At 64.2% G+C, this 18,200-nt stretch carries 16 protein-coding genes; 9 read left to right on the top strand and 7 right to left on the bottom strand.

All coding sequences use genetic code 11. The features are described from left to right. Window positions 1-43: 43 nt before the first annotated feature. Together RAH40_RS13900 and RAH40_RS13895 are read right to left on the bottom strand one after the other, a co-directional pair. Window positions 44-868 carry a substrate-binding domain-containing protein gene (locus RAH40_RS13900; RefSeq protein WP_306598152.1) on the bottom strand — a complete coding sequence of 275 codons (825 nt, stop codon included), beginning with the start codon at window positions 866-868 and terminating at the stop codon, window positions 44-46. Between the two features lie 143 nt (window positions 869-1,011). Continuing rightward, window positions 1,012-1,386, bottom strand: a complete 375-nt coding sequence (locus RAH40_RS13895) for a winged helix-turn-helix domain-containing protein (RefSeq protein ID WP_306598151.1) — start codon at window positions 1,384-1,386, stop codon at window positions 1,012-1,014. A gap of 36 nt (window positions 1,387-1,422) precedes the next feature. Here RAH40_RS13895 and glp point away from each other — a divergent pair, with 36 nt between their 5' ends. From glp to RAH40_RS13880, 3 genes are read left to right on the top strand one after another with little or no spacing between them, the layout of a single operon-like run. Further along, on the top strand, window positions 1,423-2,664 hold the full coding sequence (gene glp, locus RAH40_RS13890) for a gephyrin-like molybdotransferase Glp (protein ID WP_306598150.1): 1,242 nt from the start codon (window positions 1,423-1,425) through the stop codon (window positions 2,662-2,664). Further along, entirely contained in the window at window positions 2,661-3,041 is a 381-nt protein-coding gene (locus tag RAH40_RS13885; RefSeq protein ID WP_306598149.1) for a hypothetical protein, read from the top strand. Before glp ends, RAH40_RS13885 begins: the two co-directional genes overlap by 4 nt. 9 nt (window positions 3,042-3,050) lie before the next feature. Next, the gene (locus RAH40_RS13880; RefSeq protein WP_306598148.1) at window positions 3,051-3,905 is read left to right on the top strand and encodes a mechanosensitive ion channel family protein; all 855 of its coding nucleotides are present in this window, start codon (window positions 3,051-3,053) and stop codon (window positions 3,903-3,905) included. Here the strand turns inward: RAH40_RS13880 and RAH40_RS13875 are convergent. The 4 genes from RAH40_RS13875 to RAH40_RS13860 all read right to left on the bottom strand — a co-directional run bounded on the left by RAH40_RS13875 (window position 3,895) and on the right by RAH40_RS13860 (window position 12,081). Beyond that, window positions 3,895-6,933 carry a lantibiotic dehydratase gene (locus tag RAH40_RS13875; RefSeq protein WP_306598147.1) on the bottom strand — a complete coding sequence of 1,013 codons (3,039 nt, stop codon included), beginning with the start codon at window positions 6,931-6,933 and terminating at the stop codon, window positions 3,895-3,897. The genes RAH40_RS13880 and RAH40_RS13875 overlap by 11 nt on opposite strands. 216 nt (window positions 6,934-7,149) lie before the next feature. Beyond that, window positions 7,150-7,698: a hypothetical protein gene (locus RAH40_RS13870; RefSeq protein WP_306598146.1), complete on the bottom strand. Its 549-nt coding sequence runs from the start codon at window positions 7,696-7,698 to the stop codon at window positions 7,150-7,152. 167 nt (window positions 7,699-7,865) lie between these two features. Beyond that, window positions 7,866-9,137, bottom strand: coding sequence for a lanthionine synthetase C family protein (locus tag RAH40_RS13865; RefSeq protein ID WP_306598145.1), 1,272 nt, complete (start codon window positions 9,135-9,137; stop codon window positions 7,866-7,868). Between the two features lie 847 nt (window positions 9,138-9,984). Then, window positions 9,985-12,081, bottom strand: a complete 2,097-nt coding sequence (locus RAH40_RS13860) for a serine hydrolase (protein WP_306598144.1) — start codon at window positions 12,079-12,081, stop codon at window positions 9,985-9,987. A gap of 278 nt (window positions 12,082-12,359) precedes the next feature. Between RAH40_RS13860 and RAH40_RS13855 the strand changes: the two genes are divergently transcribed. Next, window positions 12,360-12,683 (top strand): hypothetical protein, encoded by a 324-nt coding sequence (locus RAH40_RS13855; RefSeq protein ID WP_306598142.1) that lies wholly within the window; start codon window positions 12,360-12,362, stop codon window positions 12,681-12,683. Between the two features lie 147 nt (window positions 12,684-12,830). On the opposite strand, the gene RAH40_RS13850 is transcribed toward RAH40_RS13855, so the two are convergent. Next, window positions 12,831-13,820, bottom strand: coding sequence for a hypothetical protein (locus RAH40_RS13850; RefSeq protein WP_306598141.1), 990 nt, complete (start codon window positions 13,818-13,820; stop codon window positions 12,831-12,833). A gap of 340 nt (window positions 13,821-14,160) precedes the next feature. Between RAH40_RS13850 and RAH40_RS13845 the strand changes: the two genes are divergently transcribed. Genes RAH40_RS13845 through RAH40_RS13825 form a run of 5 tightly spaced genes read left to right on the top strand, consistent with a single transcriptional unit; the run spans window position 14,161 to window position 18,096 of the window. Next, window positions 14,161-14,850, top strand: a complete 690-nt coding sequence (locus RAH40_RS13845) for a Bax inhibitor-1 family protein (RefSeq protein ID WP_306598140.1) — start codon at window positions 14,161-14,163, stop codon at window positions 14,848-14,850. A gap of 17 nt (window positions 14,851-14,867) precedes the next feature. Beyond that, entirely contained in the window at window positions 14,868-15,812 is a 945-nt protein-coding gene (locus RAH40_RS13840; RefSeq protein WP_306598139.1) for a peptidylprolyl isomerase, read from the top strand. Continuing rightward, window positions 15,809-16,789: a peptidyl-prolyl cis-trans isomerase gene (locus RAH40_RS13835; RefSeq protein ID WP_306598138.1), complete on the top strand. Its 981-nt coding sequence runs from the start codon at window positions 15,809-15,811 to the stop codon at window positions 16,787-16,789. The genes RAH40_RS13840 and RAH40_RS13835 overlap by 4 nt, the downstream gene beginning before the upstream one ends. Before the next feature lie 2 nt (window positions 16,790-16,791). Next, window positions 16,792-17,112 carry a S4 domain-containing protein gene (locus RAH40_RS13830; protein ID WP_306598137.1) on the top strand — a complete coding sequence of 107 codons (321 nt, stop codon included), beginning with the start codon at window positions 16,792-16,794 and terminating at the stop codon, window positions 17,110-17,112. 9 nt (window positions 17,113-17,121) lie between these two features. After that, window positions 17,122-18,096, top strand: coding sequence for a 3'-5' exoribonuclease YhaM family protein (locus RAH40_RS13825; protein ID WP_306598136.1), 975 nt, complete (start codon window positions 17,122-17,124; stop codon window positions 18,094-18,096). The last annotated feature ends 104 nt before the right edge of the window (window positions 18,097-18,200 follow it).

Below are 18,200 nucleotides of genomic sequence, written 5' to 3'. Positions count from 1 at the left end.
TCTCTGGGGATTCACCCAGTCTAGGGGTCCCGCAATAACAGCCCTAGTTGTCCTTTTTGCCCGCGTCGGGGAAGAAAAGGGGAGAACCGAACCTGTCGACGCCGAACGTGCGGATCACAGCCTGCGCGGGGGCCGAGACCATGAACGCCGCGAAGGCCCTGCCACCGGCCGCGTTGACCTTGGGGAACTTCGCGGGGTCGATCTCGATGACGTGGTAGATGTTGGCCAGGGAGACGTCGCCCTCGGAGACGATGGCCAGGCCCAGGTTCTTTTTCATGGCCAGGTAGGTGCCGCGGTCCGACAGGGTGTAGGCCCGCTTCTCGGAGGCCACGTTGAGGGTCTGGCCCATGCCCTGGCCGGTCTCCAGGTACCAGGGCTTGCCGGCCGGATCGATGCCCGCGCCCTTCCAGAGCTTCTTCTCCTGGGCGTGGGTGCCGGACTGATCGGCCCGGGAGACGAACGTGGCTGAACCGGCGGCCAACTTCCGGAAGGCGTCGGCGGCGGTGGGGGCGGCCTTCAGGCCGGCCGGGTCGGCCGCGGGGCCGAGCACCACGAAGTCATTGTGCATCACCAGCTTGCGGTTGAGGCCGGGGCCGTCGGCCATGAAGGCCTTCTCGGCGTCGGGGGAGTGCACCAGGAGGACGTCGGCCTCGCCCTTGCGGCCCATGGCGATGGCCTGGCCCGAACCGACCGCGATGGTCTTGACCTGGAACCCGGTCTGCTTCTGGAACATGGGAACCAGGACATCCAGCAGCCCGGAGTCCTGGGTGCTGGTGGTGGTGGCGAGGATCACGCTGTGCTGGGCGAAGGCCGCGGGGCCCAGGCACAGGATGGCTCCGGCCAGGAGACTCAGGATCCGGTTTTTCATGGGTGCCCTCCGATTACGGCCGTCCCGGGCGGATGGTCGGACCACACCCCTCGTTTGGGGCGCTAAGGCGCGGAACTCGGACATCCCGGCCCCGGGAACGGACGCTGCACCGATGGTTACATATGGATATAGCGGATGGCAAGTCAGTCGGGCTGGACCCCGGCCCCATTGCCCAGGAGCCGCTGATACTCCCGGATGGAATGGCGCACCGCGTCCCAGGCCAGGGACTGCAGGGCCCGGTAGCGCTTCACGGCCTCCTGGCCCAGGTCCGTCACCACCGCCCCGCCGCCCTTGGGGCCGCCCAGACGGGTGGTCACGACGGGTTCCCGGAAGCAGGCGTTCATCTCGTCCACCAGGAGCCAGGCGCGGCGGTAGCTCATGCCGAGCTTCCGCCCGGCGGCTGAAATGGAGCCGGTCTCCTGGATGGCCTCCAGGAGGTCGGCCTTGCCCGGGCCCATGGCGTAGTGCTCCCCCATGGGGATGCCGATGCTGACGATCTTCTTGGCCGAGGTGTTCATCGCCCCCCAGGGTAACCCTGGAGCGGGGTCCCGTCCATGCGGCCTGATACCATGGTCGCGTCGAGGATGGTGGCGATGCTGGGATACAGGGAGGCCCTGAAGCTTGTGCTGGAGCGCGCGGAGCCCCTGCCGCCCCGGCGGCTGCCGCTCATGGAGGCCCTCGGCCTCGCCGCGGCCGAGGACATCCTGGCGCGGGAGCCCGTGCCGCCCTTCACGAACTCCGCCATGGACGGATTCGCCCTGCGGGCCGGGGACGCCGCCCTGGGGCGGCTGCCGGTGGCCGGGACCGTGCCGGCCGGCATGGCCGAGGTGCCGGCCCTCCGGCCCGGGGAAGCCCTGCGCATCATGACGGGCGCCCCGCTGCCCCCGGGCGCCGATTGCATCCTTCCCATCGAGCACGTCCGCGTGGAGGGCGACTGGGTGATCCTTTCCACGGCACCTCGCCGCGGCGCCAACATCCGCCACGCGGGCGAGGACATCCCGGCCGGGGGCCTGGTGGTTCCGGCCGGGGCGGTGCTCAGGCCGGCCGAGGTGGGGGTGCTGGCCGCCATCGGCTGTCCCGAAGTCAGCGTGCGGCCCCGGCCCCGGGTCGCCGTCATCACGACCGGCAACGAGCTGGTGGACGCGGGCGACCGCCCCGGCCCCGGGCAGATCCGGGACGCCAACATCCATTCCCTCTGCGCCCAGGTCCTGGCCGCCGGGGGCCTCCCCGTCCCGCGGCCCCGGGTCGTGGACCGCCGGGAGACCGTGGCCCGGGCCCTGCGGGAAGCCCTGGAGGAGGCCGACGTGGTGCTCACCAACGGCGGGATCTCCGTGGGGGATTTCGACTACATCAAGGCGGTGCTGGAGGACCACGGCGCCGAGCGGGTCTTCTGGAAGGTGGCCCAGAAGCCGGGGAGTCCCCTGGGCCTGTGGGTCTTCCAGGGCAAGCTCATCTTCGGCATTCCCGGCAACCCGGTGGCGGCCATGCTCATGTTCGAGGAGTACGTCCGGCCCGCGGTGCGGCGCATGATGGGGTACCGGAACCTCCACCGCCCGGAGCGGACGGGGATCCTGGAGGAGGGCTGGAAGCGCGGCGGGGACCCCATGCGCACCGAATTCCTGAGAGTGGTTTCCGGGCCGGATGGGACGGTGGCCCTGGCCGGACCCCAGGGTTCCGGCATCCTTTCGGGCATGATGCGGGCCAACGCCCTGGCCGTCATCCCCGAGGGCCCCACGGCCCTGGAGCCCGGCAGCGAGGTGGCGCTCCACCTCCTCAACGAGGCGGAGGACCATTGAGCGAAGGTTTCCCCCTCCCCTGGGCCCGCCCCTTCCAGGTGGGCCTTCGCACCGCGCACATCATGGCGATGGGCCTCGTCCTGGGCGGCGTGGCCCTGGGAGCCGGCCACGGCCGGCTGAAGGCGTCCATCGCGGCCACCGTGGTCAGCGGCGTGCTCCTGTTCGCCCTGGACCTGGCCAAGGGCACGACGGTGATCTACCAGGGCAGCGGCGTCGCCGTGCTCCTCAAGCTGGCCCTCCTGGGCCTGGGCAACCTGGTCCCCCAGCAGCGCCTGGGGTGGTACCTCGCCGCCACGGCCGTGGCCTCCATCGGCTCCCACATGCCGGGGAACTGGCGGCACTTTTCCCTCATCCATGGGAAAGTGATCAGACACTAGAGGGGCGGGATGGGCATCGTACTGGGCGGACACATCGAAAAGGCGGCCGCGTGGCTGGACCAGACCGGCTGGCAGAAGCTGCAGCGCATGCTGGTGGTCGTCGTCACCTGCCTGATCATCCTCTGGGCGCTGCGCCTGGTGTCCAGGGCCGTGGCCCGGTCCATGGCCGCCGGCGTGGGCGAACACAACCCCGAGATCCAGCGCCGGGCCAAGACCCTGGGCGCGGTCATCGGGAATTTCGCCCGGGTGCTGGTGGTCTCCTTCTTCATCCTGGAGACCCTGCAGGAGTTCAACGTCAACGTGGGCCCCCTGGTGGCCGGGGTCGGCATCGTGGGCGCGGCGATCGGCTTCGGCGCCCAGAACCTCGTGAAGGACGTCATCGGCGGCTTCTTCCTCCTGGTGGAGAACCAGTACGGGGTGGGCGACATCATCTCGGTGGGCGACAAGCACGTGGGCACCGTGGAGCGCATGACCTTCCGGATGACCATGCTGCGGGACATGGAGGGCCGCGCCCACTTCCTGCCCAACGGCACCATCAGCGACGTCATCGTCCTCAGCAAGCAGTTCGCCAAGGCCCTGGTGGACGTGGACGTGAGCCACGACGAGGACCTGGACCGCATCATGGACGTGCTCCGGGACGTGGGCGCCGAGCTCATGGGGGCCCGGGAGGACGTGCTGGAACCCACCGAGGTCCTGGGCGTGGAGGCGATGACCGCCGCAAGCTGCACCATCCGGACCCTGACCAAGTGCCTCCCCGGCCAGCAGTGGGACGTGGCGAGGGAGCTGCGCAGGCGGGTGCAGGTGCGGTTCAAGCTGGAGGGCTTCGGGAGGCCCATTCCGCAGCGGATGATCATCAACAAGTAGGGGGATCCTTGGCCCCCGTCCGGGCTCGGCCGAGCCTCCCTTCATACAAACGGACAAGCATGTGATAAATCACCGCCTCCTGTGCCCTTTGGGCGGAGGACAGCAGGCGGTTCACGGACATGTGGATCAGGCTCGCCAGGATGGCGTCCATGGGGGCGGTCAAGGCGCCCACCGATGCCAGGAACCCCATCTCCCTTAGGATCGGCCGGATCCGCCCGGTCCTTGCCTCCAGGCAGGTCAGGTCCCGGGACCTTGGGTCCTGAGGACGGGGATCCAGCAGGGCCTCAAGCCCATTCTTCTCCTCGCGGAAACGTTGCCCCAGAGCCGGACCCGAAAGGGAGAACTCCTTCTCGAACCCGGCGCAGCGGTCCCGTACGTTCTTCAGGCGTTGGGCCACGGAAAGGTCCGCACTCGTGAAGTAGGCATCGACGCTGGCCAGGGCCGTGCACCAACGCCTCCGCTCCCCTTCCGCTCCCGGGTTGCCGCCGAGGATGCCCAGTGCCGCTTCGCTGTCGGCCATGAATATCCGTTCCGCCCGTTCCTGGTTGCTCAAGCCGCCGTAACGAAGGGTTTCCGGTTCATAGGTATCCAACTGGAGACGCCACACCGATCCGTTTGCGAGGTTCGGACCCAGAACCTGTCGCAGGCCCGGGAAGACCCGTCCCCAGATCCGGTCCGGGGCCCCGTGGAAACGAAGCCTGATATGGGGATCCGGATCGGCGTAGCGGAGGAAGAACCATCGGTCCGCATCTCCGGAAGCCATGATCCCCTGGATGAAGGAACCCAGCGCGCCGCCCAGCAGGGCCGCAGCCGAGTGCAGGCCGGTGTAGATCTTCGCGTACAGCCATTCCGAACCCGGGGCATGAGGGACCGTGACCTCCGAAAGGATCGGGGAAGGCACCGCGGGCGGAGGATCGCGGGGTTCGGCCAGAAAGGCCAGCACAAGCTGGTGCCGGTAGGGCCCATCCGGCCCGGTTGCCACCAGATGGTCACCATCGGGCAAGTCCTCCAGCAGGGTGACGCTCTCGCGCTGCTTGACGAGTCCCCAGAAGGCTTCCACACAGAGGGCGTTGTCCAGGTCCACGGGCAGTTCGTTATCCCCCTCGGGGAACACAAGGTGGCGGGGAAGACCCTGCTCACGGCGAAGCCGTTGAATGGCCAGGAACCGTTCCCGGGCACACGGTTCCTTCCGGAGCGCCGCCAGGACCGCTGGGCTCCAGCGCCATTGGGCCCGGGCGAGGACCACTCTTCCGCACACCACGCGCGGAAGGGCGGCCTCGCCCGCAAGGTTTCCCCATTGGAAGCCCAGGGTTCCCAGCACCCCCTGATCCTGGAGGGAGGCCAGGAAGCGGTAGGCCTCGCTGCCCCTGTCGTGATAGGCCGCGGCGCTGGAGAGGCGGGGCAGGACCTCCCGATCCAGGCGCCGGGACCAGAGCACTACCCGGTCCTCCACCACCCCGACGAAGAGGTCCTCGAGGAGGACCCACTGGTGCGGGTCGGCTCCCGAAGAGCCGAGGTAGGGGATTTCGAAGGAACGGAGAACGGGCCTTGCGAGCACGTTTCCCATGCGTCCCTCGGGAAGGTGGGCGATTTCCGCATGGATGGCATGCGGATTTAGCAGCGCTTCCGCCTCAAGGTGGCGACGCACTTCTTTGGAAAGCACTGGATCCCCGTGGCAGAAGCGTCCGAGCATACGTGCTGCTGACGGGCCTGCGGCCCCATGGAACAGGATCCTGAAGGGGCCGCCATCCACGGCGCTGGGCGAGGCGCCTTCCAGCTCCACCATGCAACTGAAGGAGTGGGGCAAGGGGGGGAGCGGACCCTCCCCGGACATGGCCGCCAGGTCCTGCTCCTGCAATTCCAGCACGCGCTCACCGGTTCCTTGCAGGGCCAGGACACGCTTGAGCAGGTGCACCTCCCTGGGCGCAAGCCATGCCTCCACCGGCCGGGAATCCATTCCGGGCCGCAAGCCAAGGCCGTCGAGCAACGCAGTGGCCAGGGGTCGGGTGCCTCCGTCTCCAAACCAGCCAACGCCACATTCAGGATCCAGGGCCTCGGCCAGTGGGACCCAACGGTTCGCGTAGCGACGTTTGAACGTCTCCTTGAAGGCCTGGAAGGGGTCTCGTGGGCTCCTTGGGCTCATCCGAATGTGGAGGTGGACCGCCTTCAGGATCTCGTCCCTCAAGGCCGGACTCAGGGTGAGTTTCTCCCCAGGCTGGAAAAGGTCCACCTGCCAGAGGCGGGTGGGGTCCACACCTGCGGGAAGGTCCTTGAGGCGCTCGACCAGCGCCAGATAGGCCTGGGGTTTGTTGCCTAGGCCCTTGAGGTCCAGATCGTTCAAAAATCGTGAAGCCTCCAGAAGGGCTGTGGCGACAGGGAGGGTCGAGGGTGAACGCGCAAGGCTTCGGATGCAGGCCGCAAGGGGCTCGGGGCCTGTGGTGGCCGGTTCCAGGTTGGAGACCAGGACCTGCCGTCCGATGAGTTCCCGCAGATACTCCCGGATCTCTCCCATCTGGAGATCCTCGGCCACCAGCCTGCGGGCCAGTTCCGCAAGGGATGAGCCCTCCCTCGCATGGGCAAGCACCGCTTCCAGCGGCCCGTCCGGAATGGCCTCCATCAGTTCAAGATGGCGCGTTCCTTTCTTCATGTGGACCGCCACGTACCTCAAGCGGTTGGCCACCCGGTATAGGCTGGAATTGGTCCTGAACTCCAGATTGTCCTGTAGACCGGGGTCCCCGCGCAGCCCATGCACCAGTTCGCACAGGTACCCCATGTCGAGGCGCGAACGGCGCCACCATGCCTCCCTGGGCGCAACCTCCAGCCGCGTCGCCTCGCCCATCCGCCCCATTCCGTGCCCGGCAAAGAGGCCAAAGGGGGTGGAACGGGTGCACATTCGCGCGAAGTAGCGAACCAGCGCCAATTCCGACCGCTGTCCTTTGGGTCCGAGCGGGTCCTCCTGCCAGCGTTCAAGGCTCTCCACGAGGTCGGGTGAGGCCACCTGCAGGCTTTCGAGGATTTCCGGCCGCATGGTCAGCCTTCTCAATCGATCCCGCAGGATCCGGCAATCCTGATCGTAGGCTCGTTCAAACCTTGCTGGATCTTCCACGCATGCGGCGGCCTGGAGTCCGGCGCACCAGGACCGCCATTCCCCGTAGGAAAGGAGGGGTGTGCGGAAACAAAAAAAATCGTCCATCCGGAATTTATCGGTTTGATCTGCCACGAAATGGCCTCCCCAAGGACGGTTTCAACAGATCAAGGTGAGCATTTTCCATTGCCCGTCGTGAGCCAGGTGCGGAAGCATCGCAGCGAAGAAACCGTACCAGAAGGAGCTGGATTTCCAGGCCAGGAAGGCCATTGTAAAGATAAAAAAGTCATAACCTGACCAAACGAGAATCAGGGCATATTCCAGTGCGTTTGGTGCCCCCCATGCGTGCAAAACACCCCACGCAATTCCTGAAATAACGGAAATGAGCACTGGATCGACCAACGCCTTGCCAATAACCCATACAAGCCCAGCCAAAAGGAAGGATTCCAGCACAGGGCCAACCAGCACCATCACGAAAAAGGGCCACTCGGTAAAGGGTGAGGGCCTCATGTCAGGGGCGTACCAGCCAGCGGTCTGACATAAGAATAAGACACAGCTAAAAATCCATCCTGGAAATTCCATGATAATTATTGATTTAATGACATAAGATAATAATGAATATCCTGGATCTAGTAGTGATTTAAAAAGTTGATGCAACATTGTGGCACAATCAGAATGCGCAACATTCCGAATTACTAAAATTCGCATATGCCATAACAGTCTCCAATCATATAAATTAATTAATATGCGATTTCGTTCACCGTTTGAACACTTCTGGAAACCGAGTTTCGTTCCACATTCAATCTTTATGTGGAAGGAAGGAGAGCGGGATGCCGCACGTGAACAGTGGGGCTAGCTCAACAACAAAGCGGACGTTATCGCCTGCACGGGCTGGCAGACAAGAAGAGATGCCTATCCCACGTGGGCTCCAGGTCGGATGCTGCAGCAAGCAATACCAGTCCTACACCTGCGTTTCCCTCCAGGACGCCTGGTAGATGATGGATTCCATGGACACGCCTTTCATCCAGCATGAAAGTTGGGAAGCCGCCAAAGGGTTTGCCTGGACAATGAAAGGCTATTGTTTCACCAAGATAATCCATCGCTGCTTCGTGGAAACAAGGGTCACCCGTAGCAAAATAAAGGCGCAAAAAAAGTAGGGAATTTCCTGATGCGCCATGGCACAAGCACGCATCGCGGACTCCAGAGGCTTCGAGAGGTCGTCTGGCCGCATTTTGGGCGATGGAAAGGGCCGCTGCTTCCCAGTCGGGCCGGGATGCGTCCTTCGCTGCCATAAGCAGGGCCATCGCCAGGCCAAGGTCTCCGTAGCACCAAGCAATCCTGCTGCAAGAGGGTATGTCCTCCTTTCCCTTTGGAAGGATGTTGGCAAAGGAGCCATGGCCACCGTCGGGGTTGCGCCGAGACAAGAGCCACCTGACACAGCCTTCCAGGAGAGGCGCAGCCATTGCCTTTTCAACATCTGCAAGAACCGCCCTTCCCAGTAATGCAATCACGCCAGGGATGCCATGGGCTAATCCCAAGTCCCAACAGCCTTCAGGTGCGAATTGGAGCTGCCATTCAGGAAGTTGCCAGGATGGAGTGAACCAAGCGATGCCATCGCTCCGGATCACCGCCGTCTGGCCCAGGTGCCTAATGACGCTGCCAAGAATCTGCCGTCCTCTCCCGGTCTCCAGGCGTTCGAGAGCATAAATGCCGAGGCCCACGAGGCCAATAATCAGGTCATAGGACTGGCGCCATTCCGGGCAGTTGAGACGAATCAGAAGATTTTCGTCTACCTCGTTTGCGGGATCCTCTGCCAAGGGGTCAAGCATGTCCTTCAGGTGGGTCGTCGCCCATGCAATGCCTGGAAACCCTCCAAAAAGTGAGGTGTCTGTCGATCTAAAGGGGAGGCTCCTCGCGGCTGACGCCTGAAGTCGTCTGCAATTCCGCAATGCCTCCATGCTGCCGGTAGCCATGGCGAGGTAGCCAAAGAACAGGGCGCCGCCTGCAACACCTCGGGCAAGGCCGGTTTCCTTTCCATCCCAGCATTTGATATCCGAAATTTCGCGAGAAATTTCCCAGATCCTTTCCCATGCCGATTCCGCATTCCTGTCAGTCAAGATCGCCTTCCAGATGTGGCCCATTCTCATTTCTTCCCAACTTGGATCCCAGGAAGGCCGTCGGGAGTGGACCCTTCGACCCTCCTGGTCTTTAACGCCGCGGTCTGTTCTCCGGTTGACCCGAGACTGCTGACCATCCAGCGGCAGGACGAGCAAAATGCTCAAATCCTTCAGCTAGCAACAACCCAATGCCGACAAGTTCAAAACTGGGTTGGGTGCGAGTAATAAGTCCAAAGCCATTGGATAATATGCGGGGTTAGCACCAGCACGTCGGCCAGTTCCCTGCGCCTGGCCCGCCTGGTCCCTGCGAGGTCGGCCTTGCGGGCGGAGCCTGTGGCTGTGGACGTTGGTGGCACCAGTCTGAACCGAGACGTCTCTTCCAGACATCTACCTGATCAGGAATTCTGGGGGTATTATTGACGAGCCGAATTGTTGTTGGTGTTGGAGATGTCCCTCCGACAACCCATTGCATTTCGCTATCGGAAACGCTGTTTAAAGGCATGATTGACTCCGCCTTGAATGAAAGCTTTTCCACGTTGGTCTCCTGTTCTTCAGATAACTTCCTATCTCGACGACCAGAGCACGGTCATATTTCATGATTAGCGCTAACAAATCGACGCACGTGGCGTCGATCGCCCCCAGGTACCCTCCTGAGTACCTATTCCAGGATGAAGGTTCCTATGCGGGAGCGATAATCGTCAAATTTTGATTGCTTAGCTGGTTTAAAACGGCCCTGGTTCCGGTCCTCGAAAAACACGGACCCTATCCGATGTGCTTTGAACCAGCTTGATGCAACCCTGTTGAATCGCCAGCTTGCTCCACCACCTCGCTCCGCCGAGGGTTCCTCGATGCTTCGGTTATCCCTTCCGGGTAACGATCATCGCATCCTTACCGATCCCACGCAGCCTGGCGGTCCGTGAAGCGCCAGGAAGGAGACTCCAAGGCCGTTGTGGACGGTCACCGTGCCAGGGCCCGCGTGCTTCGCCTTGAGGCCAAAGGTGGAATCAAAGAGGGCCCAGGCCGCGAAACCGTTTACGGCCAAATGATGGACGCCAGCGGGTACTGCGCGCCAATCTACGTGGCCGTCCTTCCCTGTTGCCAGGGGGTTTTCGCCATCCCGTAGAAGCGGAACGGTGGCGAGCGGTCTAAAGACCCTGCCTGCGCAGCGGAGCCACACCTCCTCCCCGCGCTGCATGGCCCACACCTCGTTCAGGTCCTGCCCGGCAGGCCCCGGGATGCGCAGCATGGCGGTCCCAGGGCAGGCATCGCATGTGAAATCCAGCGGATAGGCACCCACCGTATGCACAAACAGTGGATTCGGGAGTCCAGGAAGGGACTTGAGGGCAATGAAGGGGGCAGCAATGAACAATTCGCTGTCCAAGGATTCATTGACGAGTACCCAGGTCCCACCCCTTAGGGACTCCCAAAAACCGCTCGGCTTTCCGCCTGTGGTCACCCGCTCGGCTACGATGCGGCTGTCGATGCTGAACCGGGATCCGGTGCGCAACGCGAGGTAGAGCCTTCCCTGCCAACGGAGGAAGGCGTAGGCCGTTCCACTCTCCCCACCCGGGATGAACCATCCGTCCGTTCGGGGCCGCATGTCCGATGCAAGGTGCTTCCAGGTGGAGGCTCCAGCTTCGTAAAGGTCGAGGTCCAGGGTTCCGGTGAACCGGCCCGGCCTGACCCTGTAGGTGTGCTCCCGCGAACTGTAGATGCCGGGGAGGTCGGGGAACGCCCGTGGTTCCTCCTGGATTTCGGCCAGAAATTCCAGTCCGGGAGGAGCGGGCATTTCCGGGATGGAGCCCTTCTCGACCAAGGCTCGGATCAGAATGCGTTCAGCGACCTGGACCAGGGCATCGGCCTTCAGCTTCGTGGCTCCGGCCACGAAGATTCCCATCCGCTCCGAAGGTATGAGGATCATGGCACTGGCATAATGGGGTGTCTGCCCGCGGATCGCCCAGGCTTCGTACCCGGCAGCGCGAAGAGCGGGTTGGCAAACGGTGTCCCAACCCAGGCCGAAGGCTGTAAACGGTGAGGGAAGGGGTTCGGCCTCTGGCGGGAGTTGCTGGCGTCCCATCTCCTTTACGGTCTCCTCCGATAGGATTCGTTCACCCTTGAAGCTGCCGCCATCCAGGAGCATGGACATGAGCCGGGCCATATCCGGTGCCGAAGAATAGAACCCGCATGACGCATAGGCATTGGCGAATTCAAGGGGACACCGTCGCATGCCATCGAAAGCCCGGGCGTAGGGATCGTTCTGTGGACGTGGAGCCGGGATGAAATCACAATGTCTCATTCCCAGCGGGTCGAGAATCTCCCTTTTCGCATAATCGATGTAGGCAACCCCGGTCACAGCCTGGACCAATTCCTGCAGGACCGTGAAGCCATCGCCACAGGGTACCGGCAGGATTCCCGGCAGATGATTGAGGCGCTGGAGCGCGAGGCCGTCCAGCACCTGGCCCGCATAGCCGGCAAAGGGCACCGAGGTGAATCGACTACGTGGATCCGTGCCTGGTATTCCTGAAGTCTGGCCCAGCAGCATCCGGACGGAGATGTGCCGGTACTCTGGCGACAGCATGCGGAAGGCCGGGAGGTGTGCCGCCACGGGGGTATCCAGGCTGAACCGGCCCTCTTCCGCTAGCTTCAGGACGGCTACGGTGGCCAGGATCCTCCCTACCTCTCCGACGCCGAACCGTGTATCCGAATTGGCGGCGATGAGCCTGGCACCGGGACCCTCCCCGGCGGCGTCGGCGAACCCGAAGGCCTCTTCCCAGACGAACTTGCGGCCGTTGACCAGGGCAAGGGCCACGGAAGTGGCTCCCGTTTCGGCCATGGCCGCCTTGACCGCGGCAGCTCCCTCGGTAGATGCGAAAAAGTGGACATCCTGCAACCCGCCTGCCCTGACGGGCGCAGGATGCGCCCAAAGGGGCATCAGCAGGGCGAAGATGATGTGGGTTCGCCATGATTGCGTCATCTGACCTCCCTTTGCCACCCTCTCTCCCACAGTGTGGGACGGCCCCTGAAGGTTCGGGCTCAGCCGGATGCCCAACCGCTCGCGCAGCGGCAGGCCCTCAACATTCCGTCAGTCAGAATTATAAGACTTTTAATGCTGCTGTTTGATATTCGAATGAAACCTTTGATTTTTGCCCGTCAGGTCCTAGTGACGGGGCTGAATGGCCCCATAAACGCCGAGCAACTCGGCCCGCTTGGAGGAATGTTATGAACATAAGAAGCATAGCCTTGCAAGGAGCGATGCTCCTCGCCGTCACTCAAACACTCGGCGCATGCGGGGATGGGGTTTCCTGCCCACTCGCCGACATGACCCGATCGGCGGCGGACGCTTCGAATTCCGCGCTTGACGCTATTCCGAAGAGGCGTGTTGAAGTGGGGAACATGCAGGGAACACCAAGTAATGGTCTTTATTATCTAGCTGTCTGCCTGACGTGCAGGCTGGGTTCCGCGATCACCACCGACCCGGCGGTGTGCTTGCAATGGGGCCAATTCCACAGCGCCAATAATCCGAACCATAACGTCGTGCTCCGGTCTGCCAGCAACCCGGCGGTGCTGGCCCCCTAAAGAGTCTGGCGATCATGGGTATCATTCGGGAGACCACCCCGGTCCATGTTGCTCAGGTGCGGGAACGCGTGGGTCCGGGGTTCTTCCCGACGGCGTGCGCTCCACGCGACTCCGGACGCGACAGGGGCTCGGGAAACCCGATTGGCATCACTCCAGCAGGGAAGCCAGCAACTCCGGCGCCGGCATGGCCCGGATCCGGTAGCGCTCCGGGAAGATCCCCATGGGCTCCAGGAGGCTTCCCAGCCGCGCCCGCGCGGTGTCCCAGGGGAACCATTGGCAGGCGCGGTGGCTGCCGCCTACGTCCAGGCGTCCCACGCGGTCCGCCTCGGGGAGCCAGGCCTCCTCGGAGGTCCCGGGGAGGAAGGTCGAGCTGAGCACGGCGCCCGAGGGCGTCTCGGTCACGAGAAGCGGCGCCACGGAAACCTCCCTGCCGTGGAGGCGGTCCAGGAGGATCTTCTGGCCGGCGTACTCCTCGGTGAGGCGCCGGCGGCGGAGGCGGGCCAGGAGTGGGGCCGCGGGGTGGTCCGGGCCGCCGTCCCAGGGCTCCCACTGGAAGTGCGCGAGCCTGAGGGGGCAGCTGTTCATCCACCTCGGGGTGCCGCCCAGGACGTCCAGGGCGAACTCCAGGAGCCAGCCCAGGGCGCGGGGATCCTCCGAGCCCGCCACCAGGAGCGTGTCCCGGTCGGGCAGGACCACAACGGGCTCGCCCGGGAGGTCGAGACCCTTGAGCATGCCGGGCAGCAGGATGCGGCTGCCGTCCAGGGCGTCCCGCCAGGTGGAGCGGAAGAGGCCGGGCCGCACCTGGAGGAAGCGCTCCCCGCCGCCCCGCTGGAGGAGGTTCGTCCGGGCCCTCTGCAGGAGGGCATCGTAGTCGGCGCCCCAGGAGGCCAGTTGCTTCGGTCCCACATCCAGTTCGCAGTCGGGGAAGTCCACCACAAGGCTGGTGGCGAAGATGCCCGCCAGGGGCCGGAATTCGGGCGGCGCCGCGCCTGGGCGCAGGGCAAGGGTCTCATGGAGGAACCTGGGTCGGACCTTGGGAAGGAGGCGGGGAAGGGCCTCATCGAGGGTGAGGGCGGGCCGGGCGGCGGGAGTGGCGAGGCGCTTGAGGTGTCCGGCGAGGGATCCAAGAATGTTCATGGCATCTCCTGGTAGAAAGTGCCTATTCTGTGTTAATGCTAGACAAAATTATAATAATTATGATTGAAATTATTCTAAAATTAGCAGAATTTAATACGTCTATTGGATTTTGCTGACCCCGGGCCTTCCGGCTTCCCCCCCGCGCCGGGCGGTGGCGACGACCCCGGCCCGATCCGCCAACCGTGCCCCGACCTGCCCCGCGCCGGGAACCTTTTCCCCTCTGTCGCCACCCCTTGAACTTGTGAACCATCGGGCCCCGCCGGACTTCGGGGAGGCAATGGATTGGGCAGGTGATACGATTGAAGGTCCCCCTCGCGTGGGGTTTTCAGAGGTCGCAAGCATGGAAAGCAACTATGAAGGCAGGACGATCTTCGGGGCCTCCCGCGCCGAGGAGCGCACGGCGTTCGTCCGGAGTGTCTATCTGTGGCTGATGGGCGGGTTCGGCGTGGCGGCGGTGGGGGCCCTGGCCTCTCCCCTCGTGCTGAACTACCTGATCGGGGCCCTGGGGCGGTTCTTCTTCTGGCCCATCCTCGGCGTCTATTTCGGAACGTTCTTCTGGGCCCAGAAGGTCAGCCGAACCAAACCCCAGAACCGGTACGCCTACGCGGCGTTCACCTTCGTGGCGGGCATCATCGCGGGCATGGCCATGCTCGCGGCCATGCAGCAGTCGGGCCCGGGCATCGTGATGGCGGCCATGGGCATGACGGCGGCCGACTTCCTGGTGCTGAGCGCCGTGGCGCACTTCAGCAGGAAGGACTTCAGCTTCCTGGGCAGCTTCGTCACGGTGGGCCTGGTGGTGGCCATGGTGGCCATCCTCATCGGGTTCTTCGTCCAGATGGAGATCTTCCACCTGGCCATCTCTGCGGTGATCGTCATCGCGTGCTCCGCCAAGATCCTGTGGGACACCTCCCGCATGCTCCAGGGCGGCGACTACACCGACGCGGCGGGCTTCGCCCTCTCGCTCTTCATCAGCCTCCTGAACATCTTCCTCAACCTCCTCCGCCTGCTTTCGGGCGGCCGCCGGAACTGATCGCCCAAAGGATGTCCATGCTCCGCAGCCTCGTTTGCACCGCCTTCTCCCTCGTCCTGGCCGCCCAGACGCCCGCTCCCGCCCCCCAGGCCCCAGCCGCTCCGGCTCCGGCCAAGGAGGACAAGGTCCTTGCGACCCTGGGCACCACCGTGGTCCGGGAATCGGATTTCGAGCTCTTCCTGTCCGTGTCCCTGCCCGAGCAGCAGCGCGCGCAGGTCATGATGATGGCCGGCGCCCGGGAGCAGTACCTCAAGCGCTTCCTGGACTACAAGATCCTGGCCGCCAAGGCCCGCAAGGAAGGCATCGCCAAGGCCCCCGACTTCGCGAAGAAGATGCAGCTCATGGAGATGCAGGTCCTCATCCAGTCGCTCTTCGATCGCGACGGCGCCTCGCTCAAGGAGAAGTCGGCCATCAAGGACGAGGACGTGAAGGCGTTCTTCGACAAGCACCCCGAGAAGTTCATGACCCCCGAGAGCTTCAACGCCCGCCACATCCTGGTGAGCACCCGGGCCCAGGGCGCCGAGAAGGCCCGTACGGATGACGAGGCCAAGGCCCGCATCAAGGAGATCCAGGACGCCCTCAAGGCCGGCAAGTCCTTCGAGGAACTGGCCAAGACCTATTCCGACGACCCGGGCAGCAAGGACAAGGGCGGTCTCTACGACAACATGCCCTTCGGCCGGTTCGTGCCCGAGTTCGACAAGGCCGTGCGCGACCAGAAGGTCGGCGAGGTGGGCGAGCCCGTGAAGTCCATGCATGGCTACCACCTCATCAAGGTGGACAAGATCACCCCCGCCGCTCCCCAGACCTTCGAGACCGCCAAGGAAGCCGCCAAGCAGCAGGCGACCACCGATAAGCAGGAAAAGATCATGAACGAGTACATGGAAGCGGCCCGCAAGGAGGTCGCCTACCATGAAGGCGCTGCGACGGCTCCGGCGGCCAAGGCCAGGAAGGGAGCCAAATGAGCGTCCGCGGGTTCGCGCTCCTCTCCCTCCCCTGCATCCTGATGGGCGCGCCGGAGGTCCGGGAGGAGATCCTGGTGGTGGTCAACGGCCACACCATCTCCCGCAGGGCCTTTCAGCAGGCGGTTGAACAGGAGACCGCCGCCCTCTACCGGCAGTTCTCCGGCAAGGTCCTGGACGAGAAGCTCAAGGACGCCCGGGAGAAGACCCTCCAGGGCCTCGTGGACAACTTCATCATCCAGGACAAGGCCGAGGACCTGGGCATCAAGCTCCGGGAAGAGGACATCCGCAACTACATCGAGGACATCAAGAAGCAGAACAACTTCGCCACCGATGCGGATTTCGAGCGGGCCCTCAAGGGTTCCCTGGGCATCGGCCTCCAGGCCTACATGAGCCGCACCCGCACGGACATGCAGAAGCAGGAGGTGCTCCGGCGCGAGGTGTACTCCAAGATCGCCATCGAGGAGCAGGAGCTGCGCGCGTACTACCTTGACCACAAGGAGGACTACCGCCAGCCCCCCCGCTTCCGCATCCGGGAGCTGGTCCTGGCCAAGGGCGTCACCCCCGAGGACCAGGCGGCCACCAAGGCCGTGGTCGCGAAGATCCAGGAAGCCCTGAAGAAGGGCACCACCTTCGAGGCGCTGGTGAAGGAATACTCCACCAGCACCAGCCGCAGCACCGGCGGCGACCTGGGCTGGCTGCCCAAGGGGATCCTCCACGCCAACATCGAATCCGCCTCCCTCGCCCTGAAGCCCGAAGAGGTCTCGGCCCCCCTGGAGACGGACAAGAACGTGTACCTGGTCCAGCTCATCGAGGCCCAGCTGGACACCACCAAGCCGTTCGCCGAGGTGAAGGAGAAGATCCTGGAGAAGCTGCAGGAGCCCAAGGCCCAGAACGCGATCGAAAACTACCTCGCCGGCTTGCGTATCCGCGCCAACGTCCGATACATGGTACTGAAGGACGACATCATCAAGGGGTGAACGTGCGTCTGGACCTGTTCCTGAAGAAGACCCACCTCGTCAAGCGCCGGGAACTCGCCCGGGAGCTCTGCGAGGAGGGGATGGTGCGGGTGGACGGCACCCCCCGCAAGGCCAGCTTCGAAGTGAAGGCTGGCGTCGAGCTGGAATTCCCGCTGTACAACCGCATCATCCGCGCCCGGGTCCTGAACGTCCCCGAAGGCAACGTGCCCCGGGGCGACCAGTGGACCTACATCGAGGTGCTGGAGGAGCGCTGGGCGCCCACCGACGACGCCCAGATGGCGGATCCCCTGGCCCCGCGGCCCAAGACTCCGACGTTCCATTAGGATTGAGCCATGACAGACCAGGCAGCCCTCCGCACCCTCAAGGAGGGCGATGTCTTCAACGGCTTCCTCCTGGCCCAGGAGGTGTCCTTCAAGACCAGCGCCAAGGGCTCGGAATACCTGGAGCTCAAGCTCTCGGACGCCTCCGGGGATCTCAAGGGCTTCCTGTGGGATCTGCGGGCCGTGGAGGGGGACCTCGACCAGGTGGTCCCCGACGCCTTCCTCAAGGTGAAGGGCCAGATCTCGAACTACAACGGCCGCACCCAGATCCGGCTGGACAAGCTGCGTTTCGCCCAGGACGGGGAAGTGGGGGACCTGGCCCGGTTCTTCCCCGTGAGCCGGCGCGACGCGGAGGAGATGGCCCGGGAGCTGGACGGGCTCGTGGCCGGCGTGAAGGACCCCTGGATCCGCCGGCTGCTGGAGGCGCTCTTCGTGGACGACCCGGTCCGGCGCGCGGCCTTCCGCCGGGCCCCCGCCGCCAAGAGCATGCACCACGTGTGCCTGGGCGGCCTCATCGAGCACACCCTTTCGGTGGCCGGCATGGCCGCGAAGGCCTGCGCGCACTATCCCGACATGAATGCCGATCTGGTGCTGGCCGGCGTCCTCCTCCACGACCTGGGCAAGATCGAGGAGCTCACCTACCAGCGCAGCTTCGGCTACTCCGACGCGGGCAACCTGCTCGGGCACATCTCCATGGAGGCCGAGTGGATCAGCCGCGCCGCCGCGGCCATTCCGGGCTTCCCGGAGGACCTGCGGCTGCACCTGCTGCACATCGTCCTGAGCCACCACGGCAAGCTGGAGTACGGCTCCCCGGTGCTGCCCAAGACCCCGGAAGCCTTGCTGGTGCATTACCTCGACGACCTGGACGGCAAGCTGGAGGCCATGTTCAGGGGCATGAGGGAGGACGCGGGCGAAGGCGCCTGGACCCCCTTCTCCCGTTCCATGGACCGGATGATCTACAAGTCCCGGTGGCCGAAGGTAGATTAAATCAATGAAGCAAGGCCGGAATTGCCGTATCCTCTCGGCAGGTACAACCTTGTTCCCCAAACCGCTAGGCTGAATATAGCCACCCGCCCCCGGGGCGCGGGGAT

Origin of the sequence: Geothrix sp. 21YS21S-2 (assembly GCF_030846775.1) — a bacterium.
In the GTDB taxonomy this organism is placed as follows: domain Bacteria; phylum Acidobacteriota; class Holophagae; order Holophagales; family Holophagaceae; genus Mesoterricola.
This window is presented reverse-complemented; position numbering and strand designations above follow the sequence as displayed.

Excerpts from the sequence above, each read along its gene's own strand:
- RAH40_RS13840 (WP_306598139.1), top strand. The coding sequence starts at position 14,868 with ATGCTCCGCAGCCTCGTTTGCACCGCCTTCTCCCTCGTCCTGGCCGCC.
- glp (WP_306598150.1), top strand. The coding sequence starts at position 1,423 with ATGCGGCCTGATACCATGGTCGCGTCGAGGATGGTGGCGATGCTGGGA.
- RAH40_RS13855 (WP_306598142.1), top strand. The coding sequence starts at position 12,360 with ATGCTCCTCGCCGTCACTCAAACACTCGGCGCATGCGGGGATGGGGTT.
- RAH40_RS13870 (WP_306598146.1), bottom strand. The coding sequence starts at position 7,698 with ATGCGAATTTTAGTAATTCGGAATGTTGCGCATTCTGATTGTGCCACA.
- RAH40_RS13895 (WP_306598151.1), bottom strand. The coding sequence starts at position 1,386 with ATGAACACCTCGGCCAAGAAGATCGTCAGCATCGGCATCCCCATGGGG.
- RAH40_RS13845 (WP_306598140.1), top strand. The coding sequence starts at position 14,161 with ATGGAAAGCAACTATGAAGGCAGGACGATCTTCGGGGCCTCCCGCGCC.
- RAH40_RS13880 (WP_306598148.1), top strand. The coding sequence starts at position 3,051 with ATGGGCATCGTACTGGGCGGACACATCGAAAAGGCGGCCGCGTGGCTG.
- RAH40_RS13900 (WP_306598152.1), bottom strand. The coding sequence starts at position 868 with ATGAAAAACCGGATCCTGAGTCTCCTGGCCGGAGCCATCCTGTGCCTG.
- RAH40_RS13865 (WP_306598145.1), bottom strand. The coding sequence starts at position 9,137 with ATGAGAATGGGCCACATCTGGAAGGCGATCTTGACTGACAGGAATGCG.
- RAH40_RS13825 (WP_306598136.1), top strand. The coding sequence starts at position 17,122 with ATGACAGACCAGGCAGCCCTCCGCACCCTCAAGGAGGGCGATGTCTTC.
- RAH40_RS13835 (WP_306598138.1), top strand. The coding sequence starts at position 15,809 with ATGAGCGTCCGCGGGTTCGCGCTCCTCTCCCTCCCCTGCATCCTGATG.
- RAH40_RS13875 (WP_306598147.1), bottom strand. The coding sequence starts at position 6,933 with ATGCGGCCGGAAATCCTCGAAAGCCTGCAGGTGGCCTCACCCGACCTC.
- RAH40_RS13850 (WP_306598141.1), bottom strand. The coding sequence starts at position 13,820 with ATGAACATTCTTGGATCCCTCGCCGGACACCTCAAGCGCCTCGCCACT.
- RAH40_RS13860 (WP_306598144.1), bottom strand. The coding sequence starts at position 12,081 with ATGACGCAATCATGGCGAACCCACATCATCTTCGCCCTGCTGATGCCC.